Origin of the sequence: Streptosporangium sp. NPDC006007, assembly GCF_040614315.1 — a bacterium.
Classification (GTDB): domain Bacteria; phylum Actinomycetota; class Actinomycetes; order Streptosporangiales; family Streptosporangiaceae; genus Streptosporangium.
Genome location: NZ_JBEXUG010000013.1, coordinates 104,025 through 125,572 on the forward strand (window position 1 = coordinate 104,025; position 21,548 = coordinate 125,572).

The window sequence follows — 21,548 nt, forward strand, 5'->3', positions numbered from 1 at the left end:
CCCCGTCTGAACCCCGAACTCACCGTTCGCTCACCGCTCCCCGCTGCTTGTTTCCCTCGGGCCCCGCCCCGCCCCGCGGCGCGCGCCGCGCCGGACCGCCTTCGCCTATGAGTCCTGCTGCAGGGTGGCCCACAACCCGTAGGAGTGCATGATCTGCACGTCGCGCTCCATCTCCTCACGGGTGCCGCTGGACACCACGGCCCTGCCCTTGTGGTGCACGTCCATCATCAACTTCTCCGCCTTCTGCTTCGAGTAGCCGAAGACGGTCTGGAAGACATACGTGACGTAGGACATCAGGTTGACCGGGTCATTCCAGACAATCGTCAACCATGGCAGATTGGGCCGCACGTCGACCGACGGACGCTCGACCTCCATTGGAGCAGTGCTAGCCACATAGACCAGTCTGCCCTACCTCAGGCTTAGTCTCGACTGTTGACGTCCTCCCCCGCCTGAAGGCGTGGGATTCCAACCCGAATCCCTACGCGATGAGGAGTTCAGATTGAGGTTCGCGGTTCACCGGCCGGGCAGGCGCCTCGCCTCCCCGCGCAGCGACCGCACGCCCCGCGGCCGTATCCCGGATGTTCTTGGCCGCGTTGACGTCGGCGTGATCTGCGTGGCCGCAGGCTCGACAGACGAACACCGCTTGGCTCTCACGGTTCTCGCCGGCGATGTGCTTGCAGGCGTTGCAGGTCTGCGACGTGAAACGCGGATTGATCTTCCGGACCCGGCCCGGAGCCTTCTGTTCCAGCCGGGTCACGAGCCGCCCCCACCCATTGGCGAGGATGCCCCGGTTCAGCCCGGCCTTCTGGCGGACGTTCCGGCCGGGCGTTTCGACGGTGCCGCGCGCGGAGCGGATCATGTTACGGATCTTCAGGTCCTCGACCGCTATGACGTCGAAACGGCGGGCCAGGCCGGTGCTGGTCTTCTCCGCCCAGCCCTTACGCCTGTCGGCCTCGCGGGCCTTCAGCCGGGCGAGAGCGGCCTTGACCTTGGCGCGCCGGTTGGAGCCGCGCTTGGCCTTGGCGAGTCTGCGCTGAAGCCTCAGCAGGCGCTTGGCCTCCGTCTTCCGCAGGGCGGGCGCGTTCAGCAGCTCGCCGGTGGACAGCGCCGCCGACACGGTCACACCCCGGTCCACACCGACCACCTCACCCGTGCCCGGCCCGGGCACCGGATCAGGGATCACGGCGAACGCCACATGCCAACGCCCCGCGCGGTCGAGGGTGATCCGGTAGGACTTCACGCCGTCGCCGACGGCGCGCGACCAGCGGAACCGCACCCAGCCGACCTTGGGAACCCTCACCTGGCCGACGTTGCGGGAGACGCGGCGCACATCGCCGGGCTTGACCGCGACGACGCGGAACCCCTCGCCCCGGCCGCGTTTGCGGAAGGCCGGCTTGCGGTGGGTGCCGCCGAAGAAGTTCGCCATGGCCTGGGCGAAGTCCTTGAGCGCCTGCTGCTGCACGATGATCGACCCGCCGCGCAGCCAGCCGGAGGCGGCGCGGGCGTCGGTGAGCTGCCGGCACTGCTCGGCGAACCCGGGCGCGCCCTTGCGGCCCGGCTTCCAATGGGCGTGCTGCTCGACGGCGAGGTTCCACACGAGCCGGGCGTGCCCGCAGTGCCCGGCCAACGCCGCCTCCTGGGCGGGGGTGGGCTGAAGCCGGAAGCGGGACACGCCGATCAACCTACCGAGCCCTGCCGACAAAATCAGGAGACCACCGTGCGGGACCACGCCGCGTTTCCTCCCCGCCCTGAAGGACGGGACATCCACACTGGAGGTAGCTGGTGACAATGAGCATGAGCACGGCGTTGCTGACAGATCACTATGAGCTGACGATGCTGCAGGCGGCGTTGCGCAGCGGAGCCGCGCGGCGACACGTGGTGTTCGAGGTCTTCGCCAGGCACCTGCCCGGGGAGCGCCGGTACGGGGTGGTCGCCGGGACGGCGAGGATGCTCGACGCGGTGCGAGACTTCCGGTTCGGCGCCGAGGAGCTCGCCTTCCTCAGGGACAGGCGGGTGGTGGACGAGCCCACCCTGGAGTTCCTGGCCGACTACCGGTTCTCCGGCAGCCTGTACGGCTACCGCGAGGGCGAGTGCTACTTCCCCGGCTCCCCCATCGTGACCGTGGAGGGCACGTTCGCCGAGGCGGTGCTGCTGGAGACGGTGATCCTGTCGATCCTCAACCACGACTGCGCGATCGCCACGGCCGCCTCCCGCATGGTCCGCGCCGCCGGCGACCGGCCGCTCGTCGAGATGGGCTCGCGGCGCACCCACGAGGCGGCGGCCGTGGCCGCGGCCAGGGCCGCCTACCTGTGCGGGTTCGCCTCCACCTCCAACCTGATGGCCGGCCACCTCTACGGCGTGCCGACCGCCGGGACCGCGGCCCACGCGTTCACGCTGGTGCACGACTCCGAACGGCGGGCGTTCCAAGCCCAGATCGACTCGCTCGGCACGGGCACCACGCTGCTGGTGGACACCTACGACGTGGCCGAGGCCGTACGGGCCGGTGTGGAGCTGGCCGGTCCCGGCCTGGGCGCGGTCCGTCTGGACTCCGGTGACCTGGGCGAGATCGCGCACCAGGTCCGCGCGCAGCTCGACGCGCTGGGCGCCGGCGGGACCCGGATCCTCGTCACCAGCGACCTGGACGAGTACGCCATCGCGGCGCTGGCCGCCGCCCCCGTGGACGCCTACGGCGTCGGCACCTCGCTGGTCATCGGGTCGGGGGCGCCGACCGCGGCGCTGGTCTACAAGCTCGTCGCCCGCGAGGACTCCGAGAAGATCATGTGGCCGGTGGCCAAGAGGTCGGTGGGCAAGCCCAGCCGGGGCGGACGCAAGGAGGCGTTCCGGCGGCTCGACACCTCGGGCACGGCCGTCGCCGAACTGGTCACCGTCTCCGGCGACCGGCCGTCCGGCGCCCGCCCGCTCCAGGCCGAGCTGATGCGCAAGGGGAGGATCGTCGGCGAGGAGGGGCTGGACGCGGGCCGCGAGCGGCACCGGCGCGCCGTCGCCGAGCTTCCGGCCACCGCCTACCAGCTCTCCCGGGGCGACGCGGCCATTCCGACCGTGTTTGACTAGTCCCCATGGCAACCGCGCTGATCATCGTCGATGTGCAGAACGACTTCTGCGAGGGCGGCAGTCTGCCGGTGGGCGGGGGAGCCGAGGTCGCCGCCGCCGTCTCCCGGCACGCCGCCTCCCATGACTACGACCACGTCGTGGCCACCCGCGACCTCCACGTGGACCCCGGCGCCCACTTCGCCGACGAGCCCGACTACGTGCGTTCCTGGCCCGCGCACTGCGTGGCGGGCACCCCCGGGGCGGACTTCCACCCGGCCTTCGACACCGCGAAGGTGGAGGAGGTGTTCAGCAAGGGCGCGCACGCCGCCGCCTACAGCGGCTTCGAGGGCAGCTCCCCAGACGGCACCAGCCTGGCCGACTGGCTCGCCGAACGGCGGGTGGACACGGTGGACGTCGTGGGCATCGCCACCGACCACTGCGTACGCGCCACCGCGCTGGACGCGGTCGGCAACGGGCTGGCCGTACGGGTGCTGCTGGACCTGACCGCCGGGGTGGCCAGGTCGACCACCGAGGCGGCCCTGGCCCGGCTCGAAGCCGCCGGAGCCCGGCTCAGCGGCACCCCGGTACTCCGCTGACCCGAGCCGGTCGCTACGAGCGCTGGGTGGCCCACTGGCGGATCTTGCCGATCCGCTCCTGGATCTGCTCGGCGGTGGCCTGCGCGATGGCCGGGCCGCCGCAGGCCCGGCGGAGCTCGGCGTGAATGACGCCGTGGGGCTGCCCGGTGCGGTGGTTCCACGCGCCGACCAGCCCGTTGAGCTCGCGGCGGAGGTTGGCGATGAGCTCGTGCGGGGCGAGCTCGGGCTCCTTGGGCTCCGGCTTGTTCCGCTTGGCCCTGAGCTGGTCGGACTGGCGCTTGCTCAGCAGAGTCCGCACCTGGTCGGGCTCCAGCAGGCCGGGCAGTCCGAGGAAGTCCTCCTCCTCGGGCGAGCCGGGCTCGGCGGCCGTGCCGAACTCGCCGCCGTCGAAGAGCACCCGGTCGAAGGTGGCGACCGCCTCCAGGGTCTCGAACGGCAGCTCGTCGCCGAGAACGTCGGGGTTGTCCTTCTTGCGCTGGGCGTCGTCGAGCAGGAAGTCGTCCAGCCCCTCCTCGGGCGGGCTCCGGTCGAGCACGTGGTCGCGCTCGGCCTCCATCTCCCCGGCCAGCCCCATCAGGGTGGGCACCGAGGGCAGGAAGACCGAGGCCGTCTCCCCCCGCTTGCGGGCCCGGACGAAACGGCCGACGGCCTGGGCGAAGAACAGCGGGGTCGAGGTGCTCGTGGCGTAGACCCCGACGGCCAGGCGCGGGATGTCGACGCCCTCGGAGACCATGCGGACCGCGACCAGCCAGCGGTCCTGGGACCCGGAGAATCCCTTGATCTTCTTGGACGCCTCGGGGTCGTCGGAGAGCACCACCGTGGCGCCCTCACCGGTGATCGCGCGGATGTGCCTGGCGTAGGCGCGGGCCGTCTCGTGGTCGGTGGCGATGACCAGGGCGCCCGCGTCCGGCACCCCCCTGCGCACCTCGGTCAGCCGCCGGTCGGCCGCCTGAAGCACCTGCCGGATCCAGTCGCCCTTGGGGTCGAGCGCGGCCTTCCACGCCTGGCCGAGCTGGTCCTTGGTGAGCGGCGTGCCCAGGGTCGCGGAGATCTCGTCGCCCGCGCGGGTCCGCCAGCGCATCTCGCCGGCGTAGGCCAGGAAGATCACCGGCCGGACGACGCCGTCGGCCAGGGCCGGGCCGTATCCGTAGGAGTAGTCGGAGACGCTCCGCCGGATGCCCTCGCCGTCCTCGGCGTAGGTGACGAAGGGGATCGGGTTGACGTCGGACCTGAACGGCGTGCCGGTCAGCGCCAGGCGCCTCGTCGCGGGCTCGAAGGCCTCCCGCACCCCGTCGCCCCAGGACTTGGCGTCGCCCGCGTGGTGGATCTCGTCGAAGATGACCAGGGTCTTGCGCGCCTCGGTCCTGGCGCGGTGCAGCGCCGGGTGCATCGCGATCTGGGCGTAGGTGATGGCCACCCCGACGTAGTCGCGGGAGGTCGTGCCCTGACTGTTCTTGAACTCGGGGTCGATGGCCATGCCGACCCGGGCCGCGGCGTCCGCCCACTGCTGCTTGAGATGCTCCGTCGGTGTGACGATCGTCACAGCCCGGATGATCCCTCGGGACAGCAGGTCTCCGGCGATGCGCAGCGCGAAGGTCGTCTTGCCCGCACCCGGCGTGGCGACCGCGAGGAAGTCGCGCGGCTCACCGCGGGAGTACAGGTCAAAGGCCTCCTGCTGCCAGGCGCGCAGCTTGGGCGCGGTGCCCCAGGCGGCACGATCCGGATACGAGGGGGACAGGTGGGACGCGGCGAAAGTGCTCACAGTGTCACCAGAGTAATCGGCGTCGCCGACAAGACATGCCGATCGGCCAAGATCCTCGCCAAGGTCGGCTCCGCGTGCTAAAGATCGTCAATCCGGTACGGCTCCGCCCCCCAGCCGCCGCCCGCCGCCCCGGGAACGCCCCGCCACCGGCGCTCACCGGGCGCGCACACCCCGCACCGCCACGCCGGGAATCCCGCACCGGATCCCACGGCCCCCACTGAATCCCACGGCCCGCCGGATCCGCACGCCCCCGCCGGATCCCACGGCCCGCTAACGGACCTCGGAGATCACCTGGTCGATCACGGCCCGGAGCCGGGGGTCGTCCGGCTGGGCCATGCCGACCACGACGACCGGCCGCCGCGTCCCCGAGCCTGCGAGGAGGACCACCCGGAGATAGGCGGGGCGGTTGACGACGTCCCGGTACTCGGCCCGCAGGGAACGGCTGTGCCCGCTCCGCCCGCCCACGGTGACCGTCCGGTCGTCCACCACCTCGACCTCGTCACCGTGAAGCAGCAGCCGCCCGTACAGGTCGGCCAGATCGATCGTCCTGCCGGCCACGTCGGTCACCGGCTCGGCCGGGCCGGTCATCACCGTCGCCGCCCCGTCGCCGCCCGCCGAGGTGAACCCGGTGACCGACGGCGCCGTACCCACCCGCCACCCCTCGGGCAGCGGATATCCCACGCCCGCGCCCAGGTCGTTCACCCTGGCCGGCTGGGGGGCGCTCGCCCCCGCGGACGGAACCCGCCCCAGGACGATCCGGGGCACCACAACCCCGATGGCGAAACCGGCCCCGACGCCGACCACCGCCGCGACCAGCCCGAACGTCAGGCGCCTCAGCCGGCCCGGAGCCCGGCGGGGAGGCGGCGCCGTGGGCGTGCCGTACCAGCGGGCTGAGGGCGGAAGGTCGTCCGGTGAGGAGTCGTCGAGCGGCCAGGGCCGGTGAACCTCCCAGGCGGACTCCTCAGGCCATATCTCCCCGTCCTCCCTGGGCTTCTTGAACGGCAGCCCCCAGCGCCGTCCCGCCCGCCCGCCTCCCGGCCCCCCGTCAGACGTCTCCCCGTCAGACGTCTCATAGGACGCCGCCCCCTTGAACGCCGCCTCATCGGACGTCGCCGAGGGCTCCCCGTGGGGCGCGGCCGGGTTCTCCCCCCGGAACGCGGCCCGGGACTCCCCGGGGGACACGGCCCGGCTCTCCTGCCGGGGTGCGGCACGGGGCTCGCCGTAGGGTGCGGCCCTGCGGGGGCCCCTCCTTCCGGATCGTCCGGTGGGCGCCTGGAGCCCGCCGGATCCATCGGGCCCTTCGGGGACCTCGTCTTCCGAGGGTCTCGCGGCGGGCCTCGCCCGCCGGTCGCCGTCGCGGCCTGGCTTCTCCGGCGGCCACACCTGGCGGGCTCGTTCGTCCACGACGCCTTTCCTCCCGGTGGTCACGGTTCTACCGTCCTACCATGCCCGTCCGAGCACGGTCCGGCTATAGGTGATCGTTGTTACGGAAGAGGTCGATGAATCAGGAAACGTCGCGCATGCGTCCGGCGACGACCACACCCAGCGTTCCCACCGCCGCCATGAGAGCGACGATCACGGTGTAGCCGGTGGCGATGTCGTGGTGACCGATCACGTTGATCAGGACCCCGCCGAAGCCGATCGTGAGCGCGCCGCCCAGCGTGTCGACCACCTGGAGGGCCGCGGAGTTGGCGCCCTGCTCCGCGTCCGGCGACTGACGCATCGCGGTGACGTTGACGCTCGTGATGCCGATTCCCATGCCGAACCCGGCGATCACCCAGGCGGGCACGGTGATCCAGCCGGTGAGTCCCGGCACGAGCGCGAGCAGGGTGAGCAGGATGCCCGTGGTGACCAGGACGCCGCCGAGCCGTACCAGCCGGGGGCGGTCGAAGGGGCGGCGGGCCTGCAGGGAGGAGCCGGCCGTCCAGCCCAGCGCGCCGAGGGTGAGCGCGACCCCGGCCTCGACGACCGAGAAGCCGCTCACCTTGATCAGGAAGAGCGGAATGAAGGCGTTGACCCCGAAGAACGCCGCGGTGAGCACACCGCGCATCATGATCGTGGTGGGCAGGCCCCGGCCGAACACGAGCGCCTTCGGGGGCAGCAGCCTGGGCAGGCCCGCGACCAGGGCGGCCAGTCCGATCGCGGCGGCGATCCCCCCGGACACCGGGGCGGCGTGCAGCCGGTCCACGCCGTACAGCAGCGTCCCGGCACCGCCCGCGGTGGCCACCGCCGCCAGGGTCGTCGCCAGCGGCCGGGACCGTTCCCCTCCAGCCGGTTCGGCCTCCGAAACCGGTTCGGCCCCCGGGAGTGCCCCGGCTCCCTGTGACGTTCCACTTCCCGGTCCGGGCAGGCCGTCCGGTCCGGCGGGGCCGCGGGGGCGCAGCGCGGGCAGGAGCATCACCAGGGCCGGGATCACCAGCGGCACGATCCCGAAGAAGACCCACCGCCAGCCGAACGTCTCGGCGATGAACCCGCCGAGACCGGGTCCGATCAGCGCGGGCAGCACCCAGGCCGCCGACAGGGCGGCGAACGCGGCGGGCCTGGCCTCCGGGACGTACACCCGCGCGATCATCACGTAGATCGCCACAACCACCGCGCCGCCGCCGAGCCCCTGCACGACACGCGCCAGGATGAACAGCTCCTTGGAACCGGCCGCGCCCGCCACGACCATGCCGGCCACGAACAGGCCCACCCCGAGCAGGAACGGCCACGCGTGGCCGCGCCGGTCGGACCAGAGCCCGGCGACGACGTTGGCGAGCAGGCCCGCGATGAGGAAGGCCGAGAAGCTCATGCCGTACAGGTCGAGCGCGTCGAGATCCTTGGACACCGCGGGCATCACCGCGCCGATGGACATGCCCTCGAAGGCGATCAGCGTGACGACGAGCAGGATGCCGAGCGACGCCGCGCGGTACTCAGGGCCGAAGATCCGGGGGGATTGGTACGGAGTGTCAAGGGTCTTCGGTACTGTCACCCATCAAGGGTAATGTCCGTGTTCCTACCCCGGTAGGCGGCCCACATCTCCTGCATTCTGAGCGCCTGACCGGCGGTGAACTCCCACATGCAACGGTCCTGCGCGTAGTCCATGAAGTTGTGGATCGGGTCGGGGCCGCCGCCCTTGCAGGTGTCCTTGCGGGCCGGACACCCCTCGGTGGGCTGGGCCTCCGCGGGGGTGTCGGCGACCGCGTCGCCCGGCGGCTCGCAGCCGTTCTCGAAGGTGTGCAGCAGCCCCAGCCAGTGACCGATCTCGTGGACGCCGGTGAAGCCGCGGTCGAAGTTGCGCAGCGATCCGCCGGGCAGCGTCCGCCAGTCGATGACCACCCCGTCGAGCGCGGGCTCGCTCCCGTACCAGTAGGGGTAGGTGGAGTAGCCGAGCACCAGCTCTCCGAGCTGGGCGATGTAGAGGTTGAGGGTCTGCGCGCCGCCCCTGCGGGCCCGTTTCATCGACCTCTCGTAGCCGAGCGGATCGCGGAACCAGGCCGCGTTGTCGGTCCTGACGAGGCCGTCGAGGCGGAACCTGATGCCGGTGTCGGCTCCGCCGTACCGGCCCGCGTAGGCGGCGTTGAGCGCGGCGATCTGGGCCCGGACCGCGCTGTCCTGCGCGCCGAGGGGGCCGTCGGTGATGACGTGCACCCAGGTGGAGACGGTGATCGGAGTCCACCGCCCGCGACGCGCCGCCGACCGGCGCAGGTTGAAGTCGGCGAGCATCTCGGCGATCTTCGCCGGATCCGGGGCGTACGGCTCGGGCCCCCGTCCCGGGGTGGCGGCCCGCGCCGCGCGAACGCATCCGGAGGGTCCGATCACAGCGGACCCCGGGCCGGGGACCGTGGCAACGGCGCCCGCTGTGAACAGGCACGCCGAAACAGCGGCGATCGCACGCCGAGCCATGCACTCCCCCGAGACGTCACACGCACTGGTCGACCTTCGCCTCCCGGCGACATCCCGACCGTAACCTCATCGAGGGCGATCACCCATGAACAACACTCAACGGCTGTCCCCGCGGGTGGTCACTGCTTTCCGTTGTCGCCGTCGTCGCCCTTGGGCAGCCCTTCGTAGATCTCCTTGCACTCGGGACAGACGGGGAACTTCTGCGGATCCCGGTTCGGCACCCAGACCTTTCCGCAGAGCGCGCGCACCGGGGTGCCACTGAACGCGCTCTCCATGATCTTGTTCTTCTCGACATAGTGGGCGAACCGCTCGTGGTCGCCGTCGCCGTGCGAAAGGTCCGGCCGGACATCGCTCTCAGGGAGAATCTTCGTGCTCACCCTGGTGATTTTATGCCCGCGCCACCGTGCTCGCGGATCCGGCGCTCACCGCGCCCCGGACGGGATCGCCCCCGCCCCGCTCCTCCGGGACGCGCCGCCCCCTCCCTGACCCGCCTCTAGTTCATCGAGGGGTCGTCCGGACAGGTCGCCACGTAGGCGAGCTCACCCCGCTGGCGACGGAGCACCGCGCGCCAGAGCGAGCCGGGATCGTTGTGGAAGGTGTCGCCGGGCTCGGAGTCCACGACGTACCACGCGCCCTCGCCGATCTCGGCCTCCAGCTGCCCGGCCGACCATCCGGCGTATCCCGCGAAGATCCGCATCTGGGCGATCTCCCCGGCGAGGATCTCCGGCGGGGCGTCGAGGTCGACGGTGCCGAGCCTGGACACCGCCGAGGTGCCCGGATGCAGCCGCCGCCAGCCGAGCGGCTCCTGCCCGCTCGGGACCACCGCCAGGGCCAGTGCGCTGTCGGTCTGCACCGGGCCGCCCTGGAAGAGCACGGGCGGACCGGTGACCATGCTGTCCCAGGTGGGGAGCACCTGTGTCACCGAGATGTCGCTGGGCCGGTTGAGCACCACGCCCAGCGTGCCACCGTCGAGATCATGCTCCAGGACGAGGACCACGCTGCGCCGGAAGTTGGGGTCGTCGAGTCGCGGCGTCGCCACCAGGAGCCCACCGACGTAGATCGCCTCCGCCATGCCTCCATCATGAGGGGTGGAGCCCGTGTCGCGCTGCACTACCCCGGTTACAGAGCTTGGGGACCTTTCGCTATCTTACTTAAAGTGGTCAAATAGCCACTCCAAGTGATAAAGATCGTCAATCGGGGGATATATGCGACAGATGGGCCACCTGACGCTGATGACACCCGCGCTCTTCTTCGTCCTCGCCTTCCTGGCCGTGGCGGGCACGTGCTCACCGGCCCGGGTGGACGTCGCCGTCTCCCCCGTCTCCTGCCCGGCGGGCCGGGCCACGGTAGCCCTCTCCGCCGGAGAGAACCTCGGTCACGAGGCGGGGTTCACCGTCCACCGCGACGGCCGCGTCGTCCACGAGGGCCGGATCGGCCCCAAGGGCAGGCGAGTCGTGGCGGTCCGCGTCGCACCGGGCGACTCGGCGCGGATCGCGGTGCGGGTCGAAGGGCAGGACACCGCCGACCACACCGTCAGGTCATGGTGCGAGGGGACGGGCTCCTCGCACGCGGGCGCGGGCCGGCGCCCCCCTCACGGCGGGCCGCCCCCCTCCCACCCGTCCTCCCGGAAGCCGCCCCACCCGAAGCCGCTCCACCTGAAGCCGTCCGCAGGCGGAGCCGGCCATCCACCCGGCCCCTCCCCGGACAAGGGCGGCGGGCTGCTCCCCGTCACCGGGCAGCCCGGCCTGGTGTCCACGATCGCGGGAGCCGGAGCCGTGGTGCTCGCAGGTGGCCTGCTCTGGTGGTACGGCACCGTCTGGCCGCGCCGGGCCCCGGAGGATCCGATCGACCCGGACCGCTCACCGTACGGCCCCCGCCGCTATCCCGGCCTGAAACTCTGACCTTCCGGGCGGCGGCTACGCCTCGGTCATGCCGGTGCGCGCCCGGCCCCCCGCGGACTCGCGCACGGCCGCCGCGACGGCACCCGCCACGTCCGCGTGGAACACGCTGGGGATGATGTAGTTCGGGCCGAGCTCCTCGGCGGTGACCACGGCGGCCAGGGCCCGGGCCGCCGCCAGCAGCATCTCCTGGGTGACCAGGCTGGCCTGGGCGTCGAGCAGGCCGCGGAAGACCCCCGGGAAGGCCAGCACGTTGTTGATCTGGTTGGGATAGTCCGAGCGGCCGGTGGCGACCACGGCGGCGTGCTCGCGGGCGTCGTCCGGGGAGACCTCGGGCTCCGGGTTGGCCAGCGCGAAGACCACCGCGTCCTCGGCCATCGTGGCGATGTCGTCCCCGCTGAGGATGGCGGGGGCGGAGACGCCGATGAACACGTCGGCGCCCTTGACGGCCCCGCGCAGGTCGCCGGCGTATCCCTCGGCGTTGGTGTGCTCGGCGATCCACCGGAGCGAGTCGTCCAGGTCGCCACGCCCGCTGTGCACCGCGCCCAGGTAGTCGCAGACCACGACCTTGCCGGCGCCGGCCGCGAGGAGCAGGCGGAGCACGGCCGTGCCCGCGGCGCCGGCACCCGCGAGGGTGATCTGGACCTCGCCCAGCTCCTTGCCGACCACGCGCAGCGCGTTGGTGAGCGCGGCGAGCACACAGATCGCGGTGCCGTGCTGGTCGTCGTGGAAGACCGGGATGTCCAGCAGCTCGCGCAGCCGCCGCTCCACCTCGAAACAGCGCGGCGCCGAGATGTCCTCCAGGTTGATGCCGCCGAAGCCGGGGGCGATGCAGCGGACGATCTCGACGATCTTATCCACGTCCTGGGTGTCCAGGCAGATGGGCCAGGCGTCGATGTCGGCGAACCGTTTGAACAGCGCGGCCTTGCCCTCCATGACGGGCAGCGCGGCGGCCGGGCCGATGTTGCCCAGGCCCAGCACGGCCGAGCCGTCGGTGACGACGGCGACGCTGTTGCGCTTGATGGTCAGACGGCGGGCGTCCTCGGGGTTGCGGGCGATGGCCATCGAGACCCTGGCGACGCCGGGCGTGTAGGCCATCGACAGCTCGTCGCGGTTGCGCAGCGGCACCTTCGACCTCATCTCGATCTTGCCGCCGAGATGCATGAGGAAGGTGCGGTCGGAGACCTTGTGGATGACGACGCCCTCTACGGCGTCCAGCTTGTCGACGATCGCCTGGGCGTGGTCGGTGTCACGCGCGGCGCAGGTGACGTCGATGCGCAGGGTTTCGTGCCCGGCGGTGGTCACGTCGAGCGCGGTGACCACACCCCCGGCGGACTCCACGGCGTGGGTGAGCTGGCTGACGGCCTTGCCACCTGCGGGCACCTCAAGGCGCACAGTGATGGAATAGGACACACTAGGCACGGTGGCCACAGTCATCCGCTCCTTTGGAACCGACCTGGTTTGAATCTCTCCATCGTGCCATCACCTGACGGGTGCCCGTACCGAGTACGGCCGAGTTGGAGCTGTGGCCACGCTCACAATCGGCTCCGCGCGACGGCTGAGGCGGCGGTGAAGGCCCAGGTGGCGACGGGGAACGGAGACGGGTCCGTGCCCGCGCCGCCGGCTTCGCGCGAGAGCGGAGCCGGCCGCGCGGGACAGGGCCCCGCTCGCCGCCGCGCGGACGGCTTCGCGCGAGAGCGGAGCCGACGACACCGGCGGCGGCCCGAACGTCCCGCCCGGACTCGGGAGCCTGGACGTTCAGGACTCGCGCCCGGGGAGCCGGACGGTCAGAAGAGCGCGCCGGCCAGGTTCCTGCGGGCCTTGACGACGGACGGGTCGTCCGCGGGAAGCGTCTCGAAGAGGCTCAGCAGGTGCAGCCGGGCCCGGTCCCGCTCCTCTCCCGAGGTCCGCCGCACCACCCCGATGAGCCGGTCGAAGGCCGTGTCCACGTCACCGGAGAGCATCTCGAAGTCGGCGGCCAGGAGCTGGGCGCCGATGTCGGCGGGGTCGCTCAGGCGGCCCTGCACGTCGGCGGGGTCGACGTCCTGCGTCCGCCGGATCAGGCCGAGCCCGGCCAGGCCCACCTTGGCGTCCTCGTTGTTCGGGGAACGGGCCAGCAGCCGCTCGTAGGCGGCCACGGCGCCGTCGAGATCACCCGCGTCGACGGCCTGCTCGGCTGCGAGCACGTCCGGGTCGGTCGGGGGCTCCTCTGGCTGGGACTCGGCCTCGGCGGCCTCGGGCACCGGGGGGAGATACTGGGCCAGGGCCTCCATGAGCTGCGACAGCCAGTCGCGCAGCTGCGCCTCGGTGGCGATGCCGGGGACGACCGCCACCGGCTGGCCCTGGAAGATGGCGTACAGGGCGGGCACGTTCTGCACCCGGAGCGCCTGCGCGATCTGCTGGCTGACCTCGACGTCCACCCGGGCCAGGAGCCACCGGCCCGCGTTCTCCGCGGCCAGTTTCTCCAGCAGCAGGCTGTACTCCCTCGCCTGCTCGGCACGGGTCACCGTGAGTTCCAGCAGCACGAGGCTGTTCATGGAGCGCTCGACGACCTCGGTCGCGAAGTTGGCGTCGTCGACATCGATGACCGGCACCGGAGTGCCGCCGGTCTCCTGGGCGGTGGCCTCTCGCCGCGCCTGTGCCTCTAGCGCCTGCTTACGCGCGCCGAGGTCGACGGCGCCGTAGAGCGATCCTGCTCGATTGAAGTCCGCTGGGCTCATACTCCAATCCTGCCGTATCCCGGCGGCTGCGCGGACTCCGCGTGCCAGATCGGCGGAGGCGGATCCTAGAAGCGGGCGGGCTCGGTGTAGACGCCCCACACATCGCGCAGGGCGTCGCAGATCTCGCCGAGGGTGGCCTCGGCGCGGACCGCGTCGAGCATGGACGGGATCAGGTTGCCCTCTCCCCTGGCGACCTGGACCATGACGGCCAGCGCGGCGTCCACGGCCCGCCCGTCGCGACCGGCGCGGCGCTCGGCGAGGACGCGGTTCTGCTCACGCTCGACCTCGTGGCTGACCCGGAGGATCTCCAGCGGCTCGTCGATGGAGGCGACGTGGCAGTTCACCCCGACGATCCGCTTCTCGCCCTTCTCCAGCTTGCGCTGGTAGTCGAAGGCGGCCTCGGCGATCTCGGACATGAACCAGCCGTCCTCGATGCCGCGCAGGATCCCCGAGGTCATCGACCCGTCCGTGCCCATGTCCCGGATCTTCGTGAAGATCGTCTCGGCCTCGGCCTCGATACGGTCGGTCAGGGCCTCCACGTACCAGGCCCCGCCGAGCGGATCGGCCACGTTGACGACCTCGGTCTCCTCCATGATCACCTGCTGGGTGCGGAGCGCGATCTCGGCGGCCTTCTCCGACGGCAGCGCCAAGACCTCGTCCAGCGCGTTGGTGTGCAGCGAGTTGGTGCCGCCGAGCACGGCGGCGAGCGCCTCGATCGCGGTGCGCACCACGTTGTTGTACGGCTGCTGCGCGGTCAGCGACACCCCCGCCGTCTGGGTGTGGAAGCGCAGCCACTGAGCCTTGTCGGTCCTGGCGCCGTAGACGTCGCGCAGCCATCGGGCCCAGATCCGCCGGGCGGCCCGGAACTTGGCGATCTCCTCGAAGAAGTCGATGTGCGCGTCGAAGAAGAAGGACAGCCCGGGGGCGAAGACGTCGACGTCCAGGCCGCGCGAGAGGCCGAGCTCCACGTAGCCGAAGCCGTCGGCCAGGGTGAACGCCAGCTCCTGCGCGGCCGTGGCCCCCGCCTCGCGAATGTGGTAGCCGGACACGCTGAGCGGCTTGTAGGCCGGGATGTCGGCGGCGCAGAACTCCATCAGGTCGCCGATCAGCCGCAGGTGCGGCTCGGGGGCGAACAGCCACTCCTTCTGCGCGATGTACTCCTTGAAGATGTCGGTCTGCAACGTCCCGTTGAGCTTCCCGACCGGCACCCCCTGACGCTCGGCGGCGACGACGTACATGCAGAAGACCGGGACGGCCGGGCCGCTGATCGTCATCGAGGTGGTGATGTCTCCGAGCGGGATGCCCTCGAAGAGCAGGTCCATGTCCAGCGCGGAGTCGATCGCCACCCCGCAGTGGCCGACCTCGCCCAGCGAGCGCGGGTCGTCGGAGTCGCGGCCCATGAGCGTCGGCATGTCGAAGGCCACGCTCAGCCCGCCGCCGCCCGCGCCCAGGATCATCTTGTAGCGCTCGTTGGTCTGCCGGGCGTTGCCGAACCCGGCGAACTGCCGGATGGTCCACGCCTTGCCCCGGTAACCGGTGGGGTGCAGGCCCCGGGTGAAGGGGAACTCCCCGGGCCAGCCGATCCGTTCGAAGCGCGGATCGTCACCGGCGGGCCCGTAGACCGGCGCCACGTCAAGGCCGGAGAGCGTCCGGAACTCGGAATCACGCTTGGCGGCCCTGTCGAAACGCGCCTGCCAGCGCGCCCTCCCCGCCTCGATCTCCTCGGCGTCCATAGCCATCTCCCTTGTACGGCTCGGCTGCACGCGAAGCGCGCGGCCCTGGAAATATACTAGGACGTCCTACTAATTTTTGGCCAGGATAATCAGGGACGCACCCTGTGGGGTGATCAGTCCTCGAAGTCCCCCGCCGCCACCCGGAGGGTCCTGAGCAGGCCGAACATCTGCTCCAGCTCCGCCTCGCCGTACATGGTCATGGCGAATCCGGCACCCATGAGATCGTCGGTGGCCTCGGCCACGGTCCTCCGGCCCCGGTCGGTGATCTCCGCCAGCACCCCCCGGCCGTCGCGGGGGTTGCGCCGGCGGCGGACCAGCCCGGCACGCTCCAGCCGGTCCACGGTGTTCGTCACACTCGTGGGGTGCACCATCAGGCGCTCGCCGATCCTGGACAGCGGCAACGCCCCCGTCTTGCTGAAGACGAGCAGGACCAGGGCCTCGTATCGAGCGAAGGTCAAGTCATACGGTTTAAGTAGCGTGTCCAGTTGCGAGAGCAGGATCTGGTGCGCTCTCATGATCGACGTGACGGCGGCCATGGCCGAGGACTGCCCGAAGTGAACGCTCCACGTCTCCGCGGCGCGCTCGATGGGGTCAAACGGCAAATTCAGCTGACCTGTAGCCACAGGGCTACGGTAGCGCGGCCTCGTCCCGGTTCGCCGGTATACCTAGAGTCACCGAATTGACGGCTTCACCAAGAAGCCGGGCGCCAAACGTCACGCTCGGTTATGGTTCCCACATCGAATGGTGAGGGCGTGGCCAAGTGGTCGCGTGCGCTCAGTCCGGGCTGCGGGGGATGCGGACCGGACCGGTTGCCGAGGGGACCGGCTACCGCACATTCACAGCACGGGGGGTGCTTGATGAACGACAACTCGACGGCGTTCGGACGCCACGGAGACACGGGCTCGACCGATGCGGCGTGGACTCGTGCCACGCGCACCGGTGCGTGAGCACAGAGGCGTTTCACGCGAGGAACTCCAGCAGAGCGCGTTGGTGGCGGTTGCCGTCCTGCTCGTGCTCGGTGTGGTCGCGGCGTGGAGCGTCCTCATTCCCGGCGTAAGCGCGTGGGAGAACATCATCGTCGCGGTGATCGGCTCGCTGCGGCTCACCGGGCCGGTGGCCGCCGCGTTCGCCGCCTGGGTGGCGGTGCGCAGGCGGCGCGGGATCGGCGGACGGTCGCTGACCACGTGGCAGGCGGTGCGCGCGCCCCTGGCCATCCTGGTGATGGTCGTGGGCTCCTTCACCGCGACGGTGGTGGTCCTGGTGATCAGGACCATACTCACCGAACAGGTGGGACGGCTGCTGCCCAGCGGCCTGGTGATGGGGGTGGCCGGCCTGGCGCTGTACGTCACCATCGGCTGGGTGACCGGCTGGCTGCTGCCGTGGACGATCACCCCGGTGCTGGCCGGGCTCGGCTGCTACGGGCTGTTCACCTGGCTGGCCCAGGGGGCGACCTGGGCCGACCGGCTCGCCCCCGCCACGCGGGAGCCGTACGACGTGTTCCAGGGGCTGAGCTCGGCCGCCTTCACCGACCAGACACTCTGGCTGCTGGGCGTCAGCGCCACGCTGCTGCTCGGCTGGGCCGCGCTCGTGACGCGCCAGGCGCTCGTGCTGGCCGGGGCGCTGCTGGCGGTACTGGCCGCCGGGACCGGGATGGCCCGGCTGCTCACCGAGCCGCGGAACATCTCGGCCCAGCGGGTCGTCTACAGCTGCCAGGAGTGGCCGATCACGGTCTGCGTACATCCGGGGATGCGCACCGGGCTGCCCGAGCTGGGCTCCGCGTTCGTCAAGATCGCATCCCGGCTGGCCGGGACGCCCGGCGAGTTCTCCCGGCTGGAACAGCACCCCCGCAGCGACGACCTCACCCTTCCGTCGGGCGCGATCCCGATCCACGTGGACGACCTGTCCAGGGGATTCGCCGACGAGGCGGCCGACGAGTTCGTCGAGAGCCTGGCCCAGGAGTGCGACGGCACCCCGGCCGGCGGCTACCGCGACATCGTGTCCGCGTGGCTGCGCGGCAAGCCGCTGCCCGGAGGACCGCTCCCCGAGCACCAGTACGCCGCCGCGTGGTTCTCCGGTCTCACCGAGACCCAGCGGCGCGAGTGGCTCCAGGCGCACTACGCCGACTTCGTGGACTGCCGGCTACAGAGCGATTACTTCGGCGGGCAGGCGGTTCACACCGGGCAGACAGGTCAGGAGGCGGCGGATCAGGCGTGGCAGGCGGTCCCGTCCCTTCCGATGCCCGGCACCGTCCCCTCCGCGGCCTCGGACGCGCCCTCCGTCAGAAAACGGGTGCCCGGCGGAGAACGAGGCGGAGAACAGCACGGGAAGGCGTCTCGGCGAGGCTGACAAGATCGGCATACTCTCGACGTGAGAACACGGCCCCCGAGGGAAGGAGACCGCTGTGAAAGCCCCTCTGGAAGCGCCGCCCGAGGCGGCGCCGGCGCCTCGCCGGCGAGGCCGGCGCCTGCTCGCCGGGCTCCTCGTCGTCCTGGTCCTCCTCGCGGTGGGCGCCCGCCTGGCCTGGTCGTGGCTGGACCCGTTCGGCGAGACCGCGATCGACCGCAGCCAGCCCGTGCTGCTTGAGTCGATCCACAACCTCAGCCGCTTCGAGGCGGCCACCGGCAACTTCCAGGTCATCGTGGATCTGGAGAAGGACGCCGCCTTCCTGCCGGACGCCGTCAAGGGCAGCCGGACCCTCTTCGTCGGCGCGGGCGGGGTGGACGCCTACGTCGACTTCGGCGGCCTCACCGCGGGTGCGCTGACCGTCTCGCCCGACCGCGAGGAGGTCACGGTGCGGCTGCCCCGCGCCCGGTTGGAGAAGCCCAACCTCGACAACGGGCGCTCCTACGTCTACGCCCAGCAGCGCGGCCTCCTCGACCGGGTCGAGGACTTCCTCTCCTCGTCCCCCGGCGACCAGCGGGAGCTCTACGTGCTGGCGGAGAAGAAGATCGCCGAAGCGGCGCAGGCGAGCGACCTGCTCAACCGGGCCGACCAGAACACCAAGGCCATGCTCCAGGGCATGTTGAGCGGCCTCGGCTTCGACAAGGTGACCGTCACGTTCGCCGACCGGCCCTGAGCCGGACGATCACCGAGTGGCCGCCAGCAGCTCGTCGGCGGCCCGGTAGGGGTCGAAACCGCCCTCCAGCACGCGGTCGGCCAGGGCGTCGAGCCGCCGATCGCCGTGCAGGTGGGCGAAGCGGGAGCGGAGAGCGGTCAGCGCGATCGCCTCGATCTCGTCCCGCGCCCTGGCGTGGCGGCGGCGGCCGAGCTCACCGGACCCCTCCAGGTAGGCCAGGTGGGCGTCGAGGGCGTCGACCACGTCCTCGGCCCCCTCACCCCGGTAGGCGACGGTCGGCACGATCGGTGGCCTCCACTCCCGCCGAGCCAGGGCGATCATGTTGCGGAGCTCGCGGACCGCGGCCTGGGCGCCGTCGCGATCGGCCTTGTTGACCACGAACACGTCCGCGATCTCCAGGATGCCCGCCTTGGCCGCCTGGACGCCGTCGCCCATGCCCGGCGCGAGCAGCACGACGGTGGTGTCCGCCAGCGAGGCGATGTCCACCTCGGCCTGGCCGACCCCGACGGTCTCGACCAGGATGACCTCGCACCCGGCGGCCTCCAGGACACGCACCGCCTGGGGGGTCGCCCAGGACAGGCCGCCCAGGTGACCGCGGCTGGCCATCGACCGGATGAACACCTCCGGATCGGTGGCGTGGTCCTGCATCCGCACCCGGTCGCCGAGCAGCGCCCCGCCGGTGAACGGCGAGGACGGGTCCACGGCGAGCACACCGACCTTCAGCCCCCGCTTGCGGAACGCCTGGACCAGCATGCCGGTGGAGGTGGACTTGCCCACGCCCGGGGAACCGGTGAGCCCGATGATCCGGGCCCGCCCCGGGCGGCCGGCGCAGAGCTCGGCCATGATCTGCCTGAGCAGGGGCGAGCCGTTCTCCACCAGGGAGATCAACCTGGCCACCGCGCGGGGCTGTCCGGCCCGCGCCCGCGCGACCAGGCCGGAGACCTCCCCCCCGGCGGACCGCCCCTCCCGCGTGCCCTGGCCGGCGCCGTCCACGGTCACACCGCTGGGACGCGGATGATCAGGGCGTCGCCCTGACCGCCGCCACCGCACAGGCCGGCGGCGCCGAGCCCGCCGCCCCGGCGCCTGAGCTCGTGGGCGAGGGCCAGCACGATGCGGGCGCCGGAGGCGCCGATCGGGTGACCGACGGCGATGCCGCCGCCGTTGACGTTGACCTTGTCGAGCGGGACGCCGAGTTCCTTGGCCGACTGGAGGACAACCTGGGCGAAGGCCTCGTTGATCTCCAGAAGGTCGAGGTCGCCGACCGAGAGCCCCTGCTTGACGAGGGCCTGCTTGACGGCGTTGGCGGGCTGGGACTGGAGCGAGTTGTCCGGCCCCGCCACGTTGCCGTGCGCGCCGATCTCCGCCAGCCACTCGACGCCCAGCTCCTCGGCCCTGGCCTTGGACATCACGACCACCGCGCAGGCGCCGTCGGAGATCTGCGAGGCGGACCCCGCGGTGATCGTGCCGTCCTGGCTGAACGCGGGCCGCAGCCGCGCCAGGGTCTCCACCGTGGTGTCGGGCCGCACTCCCTCGTCGGCCGCGAAGATCACCGGATCCCCCTTGCGCTGCGGGATCGGCACCGGAACGATCTCGTCGTCGAACAGGCCGTTCTTGGTCGCGGCGGCGGCGAGCTCGTGGGAGCGGGCGGAGAAGGCGTCCTGTTCGGCGCGGGTCAGGCCGAGGCGCGCGTTGTGCCGCTCGGTGGACTCGCCCATGGAGACCTGGTCGTAGGCGTCGGTGAGACCGTCCAGGGCCATCGAGTCCACGATGCCGGCGTCGCCGTACTTCACTCCCCCGCGCAGGCCGGGCAGCAGGTGCGGGGCGTTCGACATGGACTCCATGCCGCCCGCGACCACGACGTCGAACTCGCCGGCCCGGATGAGCTGGTCGGCCAGGGCGATGGCGTCCAGCCCGGACAGGCAGACCTTGTTGACGGTCAGTGACGGCACGGTCATCGGGATGCCGGCCCTGACGGCCGCCTGACGGGAGGGCATCTGACCCGATCCGGCCTGAAGCACCTGCCCCATGATCACGTACTGCACCGCCTCGGGGGCGACGCCTGAGCGCTCCAGCGCGGCCTTGATGGCGATACCGCCGAGCTCGGTGGCCGACAGGCCGGACAGCGAACCGAGCAGCCGTCCTATGGGGGTTCGAGCCCCTGCGACGATGACGGAACCAGACATAACAGGGGCCTCCCTGAACAAGGCGTGGGACGACTTTGCCACCATACCCATGAGTGCCCGACGCATCGCCATGGAGGACGGCCATATGTTCATGCGCATCGATCATGTGGGAATCGCATGCCACGACCTGGAGGAGAGGATCGCGCTCTTCGCACAGGTCTTCGAGCTCACGGTGGTGGCGCGGGAGGTGAACGAGGAGCAGGGCGTCAAGGAGGCCATGCTCCACATAGCGGACGGCAACGGCGGCGGGTCCTACATCCAGCTCCTCGAACCGCTCGGCCCCGACACGCCGGTCGGCAAATTCCTGGCCAAGCGCGGGGAGGGGGTGCACCATGTGGCGTTCGGCGTTCCGGATGTCGCGGAGGCGATGCGGGAGATCGGCGGCAAGGGGGTCAGGTTGCTCGACGAGGCGCCACGGCACGGCACGATGGGGTCCTCCATCGCGTTCCTGCACCCCAAGGACGTGGGGGGAATGCTGACCGAGTTGGTACAGGCCCCGGATCGCTAAAGAGGTCCCATGTCAAACATAAGAAACGTTCATACGTAACAAGTCGCGCAGAAAGCCGGAGGGGACCGACAACGCGGCAACACCAGAGTACGCTGGCCTACCACCGGACGTGGATCCCGCCACGGCTCCCGCCTCG

At 71.4% G+C, this 21,548-nt stretch carries 20 protein-coding genes; 6 read left to right on the plus strand and 14 right to left on the minus strand.

Annotated elements, in window-relative coordinates; genetic code table 11:
- Positions 1-105 precede the first annotated feature (105 nt).
- Positions 106-375 (minus strand): ATP-dependent Clp protease adapter ClpS, encoded by a 270-nt coding sequence (gene clpS, locus ABZ194_RS13315; RefSeq protein WP_355595756.1) that lies wholly within the window; start codon positions 373-375, stop codon positions 106-108.
- A gap of 103 nt (positions 376-478) precedes the next feature.
- The gene (locus tag ABZ194_RS13320) at positions 479-1,672 is read right to left on the minus strand and encodes a transposase (RefSeq protein WP_355595651.1); all 1,194 of its coding nucleotides are present in this window, start codon (positions 1,670-1,672) and stop codon (positions 479-481) included.
- A gap of 116 nt (positions 1,673-1,788) precedes the next feature.
- Between ABZ194_RS13320 and ABZ194_RS13325 the strand changes: the two genes are divergently transcribed.
- Both ABZ194_RS13325 and ABZ194_RS13330 read left to right on the plus strand, forming a co-directional pair.
- The gene (locus ABZ194_RS13325; RefSeq protein WP_355595758.1) at positions 1,789-3,072 is read left to right on the plus strand and encodes a nicotinate phosphoribosyltransferase; all 1,284 of its coding nucleotides are present in this window, start codon (positions 1,789-1,791) and stop codon (positions 3,070-3,072) included.
- 5 nt (positions 3,073-3,077) lie between these two features.
- Positions 3,078-3,647 carry an isochorismatase family protein gene (locus ABZ194_RS13330; protein ID WP_355595653.1) on the plus strand — a complete coding sequence of 190 codons (570 nt, stop codon included), beginning with the start codon at positions 3,078-3,080 and terminating at the stop codon, positions 3,645-3,647.
- Positions 3,648-3,660: 13 nt separating this feature from the next.
- Here the strand turns inward: ABZ194_RS13330 and ABZ194_RS13335 are convergent, their stop codons facing one another.
- From ABZ194_RS13335 to ABZ194_RS13360, 6 genes are all read right to left on the minus strand, one after another.
- Entirely contained in the window at positions 3,661-5,409 is a 1,749-nt protein-coding gene (locus ABZ194_RS13335; protein ID WP_355595655.1) for a DEAD/DEAH box helicase, read from the minus strand.
- 270 nt (positions 5,410-5,679) lie between these two features.
- The gene (locus ABZ194_RS13340; RefSeq protein ID WP_355595657.1) at positions 5,680-6,591 is read right to left on the minus strand and encodes a hypothetical protein; all 912 of its coding nucleotides are present in this window, start codon (positions 6,589-6,591) and stop codon (positions 5,680-5,682) included.
- Between the two features lie 322 nt (positions 6,592-6,913).
- Positions 6,914-8,380, minus strand: coding sequence for an MFS transporter (locus tag ABZ194_RS13345; RefSeq protein WP_355595659.1), 1,467 nt, complete (start codon positions 8,378-8,380; stop codon positions 6,914-6,916).
- Positions 8,377-9,210 (minus strand): zinc metalloprotease, encoded by an 834-nt coding sequence (locus tag ABZ194_RS13350; RefSeq protein ID WP_355595661.1) that lies wholly within the window; start codon positions 9,208-9,210, stop codon positions 8,377-8,379. Before ABZ194_RS13350 ends, ABZ194_RS13345 begins: the two co-directional genes overlap by 4 nt.
- Positions 9,211-9,413: 203 nt before the next feature.
- Entirely contained in the window at positions 9,414-9,671 is a 258-nt protein-coding gene (locus ABZ194_RS13355) for a DUF3039 domain-containing protein (protein ID WP_355595663.1), read from the minus strand.
- 116 nt (positions 9,672-9,787) lie between these two features.
- Positions 9,788-10,366 carry a YqgE/AlgH family protein gene (locus tag ABZ194_RS13360; protein WP_355595665.1) on the minus strand — a complete coding sequence of 193 codons (579 nt, stop codon included), beginning with the start codon at positions 10,364-10,366 and terminating at the stop codon, positions 9,788-9,790.
- A gap of 133 nt (positions 10,367-10,499) precedes the next feature.
- Between ABZ194_RS13360 and ABZ194_RS13365 the strand changes: the two genes are divergently transcribed.
- On the plus strand, positions 10,500-11,195 hold the full coding sequence (locus ABZ194_RS13365; RefSeq protein ID WP_355595667.1) for a hypothetical protein: 696 nt from the start codon (positions 10,500-10,502) through the stop codon (positions 11,193-11,195).
- Between the two features lie 15 nt (positions 11,196-11,210).
- Here ABZ194_RS13365 and ABZ194_RS13370 read toward each other — a convergent pair whose 3' ends face one another.
- From ABZ194_RS13370 to ABZ194_RS13385, 4 genes are all read right to left on the minus strand, one after another.
- Positions 11,211-12,623 (minus strand): NAD-dependent malic enzyme, encoded by a 1,413-nt coding sequence (locus tag ABZ194_RS13370; RefSeq protein WP_355595669.1) that lies wholly within the window; start codon positions 12,621-12,623, stop codon positions 11,211-11,213.
- 356 nt (positions 12,624-12,979) lie between these two features.
- On the minus strand, positions 12,980-13,912 hold the full coding sequence (locus tag ABZ194_RS13375; protein ID WP_355595671.1) for a tetratricopeptide repeat protein: 933 nt from the start codon (positions 13,910-13,912) through the stop codon (positions 12,980-12,982).
- Positions 13,913-13,977: 65 nt separating this feature from the next.
- Positions 13,978-15,645, minus strand: a complete 1,668-nt coding sequence (locus ABZ194_RS13380; protein WP_355595673.1) for a methylmalonyl-CoA mutase family protein — start codon at positions 15,643-15,645, stop codon at positions 13,978-13,980.
- 113 nt (positions 15,646-15,758) lie between these two features.
- The gene (locus ABZ194_RS13385) at positions 15,759-16,268 is read right to left on the minus strand and encodes a MarR family transcriptional regulator (RefSeq protein WP_355595675.1); all 510 of its coding nucleotides are present in this window, start codon (positions 16,266-16,268) and stop codon (positions 15,759-15,761) included.
- 316 nt (positions 16,269-16,584) lie between these two features.
- Here ABZ194_RS13385 and ABZ194_RS13390 point away from each other — a divergent pair, with 316 nt between their 5' ends.
- A complete protein-coding gene (locus ABZ194_RS13390) occupies positions 16,585-17,991 on the plus strand; it encodes a hypothetical protein (RefSeq protein ID WP_355595677.1) in 1,407 nt (468 codons plus the stop codon).
- A 55-nt stretch (positions 17,992-18,046) separates the two neighbouring features.
- Positions 18,047-18,721, plus strand: coding sequence for a DUF4230 domain-containing protein (locus tag ABZ194_RS13395; protein ID WP_355595679.1), 675 nt, complete (start codon positions 18,047-18,049; stop codon positions 18,719-18,721).
- A 9-nt stretch (positions 18,722-18,730) separates the two neighbouring features.
- On the opposite strand, the gene meaB is transcribed toward ABZ194_RS13395, so the two are convergent.
- Together meaB and ABZ194_RS13405 are read right to left on the minus strand one after the other, a co-directional pair.
- On the minus strand, positions 18,731-19,714 hold the full coding sequence (gene meaB, locus ABZ194_RS13400) for a methylmalonyl Co-A mutase-associated GTPase MeaB (RefSeq protein ID WP_355595681.1): 984 nt from the start codon (positions 19,712-19,714) through the stop codon (positions 18,731-18,733).
- Positions 19,715-19,716: 2 nt separating this feature from the next.
- Positions 19,717-20,904, minus strand: a complete 1,188-nt coding sequence (locus ABZ194_RS13405; protein ID WP_355595683.1) for an acetyl-CoA C-acetyltransferase — start codon at positions 20,902-20,904, stop codon at positions 19,717-19,719.
- Positions 20,905-20,989: 85 nt separating this feature from the next.
- On the opposite strand from ABZ194_RS13405, the gene mce reads away from it, so the two are divergent.
- The gene (gene mce, locus ABZ194_RS13410; protein ID WP_355595760.1) at positions 20,990-21,412 is read left to right on the plus strand and encodes a methylmalonyl-CoA epimerase; all 423 of its coding nucleotides are present in this window, start codon (positions 20,990-20,992) and stop codon (positions 21,410-21,412) included.
- Positions 21,413-21,548 lie beyond the last annotated feature (136 nt).

Excerpts from the sequence above, each read along its gene's own strand:
- clpS (WP_355595756.1), bottom strand. The coding sequence starts at position 375 with ATGGAGGTCGAGCGTCCGTCGGTCGACGTGCGGCCCAATCTGCCATGG.
- ABZ194_RS13325 (WP_355595758.1), top strand. The coding sequence starts at position 1,789 with ATGAGCATGAGCACGGCGTTGCTGACAGATCACTATGAGCTGACGATG.
- ABZ194_RS13330 (WP_355595653.1), top strand. The coding sequence starts at position 3,078 with ATGGCAACCGCGCTGATCATCGTCGATGTGCAGAACGACTTCTGCGAG.
- ABZ194_RS13360 (WP_355595665.1), bottom strand. The coding sequence starts at position 10,366 with ATGGCGGAGGCGATCTACGTCGGTGGGCTCCTGGTGGCGACGCCGCGA.
- ABZ194_RS13365 (WP_355595667.1), top strand. The coding sequence starts at position 10,500 with ATGCGACAGATGGGCCACCTGACGCTGATGACACCCGCGCTCTTCTTC.
- ABZ194_RS13375 (WP_355595671.1), bottom strand. The coding sequence starts at position 13,912 with ATGAGCCCAGCGGACTTCAATCGAGCAGGATCGCTCTACGGCGCCGTC.
- ABZ194_RS13380 (WP_355595673.1), bottom strand. The coding sequence starts at position 15,645 with ATGGACGCCGAGGAGATCGAGGCGGGGAGGGCGCGCTGGCAGGCGCGT.
- ABZ194_RS13405 (WP_355595683.1), bottom strand. The coding sequence starts at position 20,904 with ATGTCTGGTTCCGTCATCGTCGCAGGGGCTCGAACCCCCATAGGACGG.
- mce (WP_355595760.1), top strand. The coding sequence starts at position 20,990 with ATGTTCATGCGCATCGATCATGTGGGAATCGCATGCCACGACCTGGAG.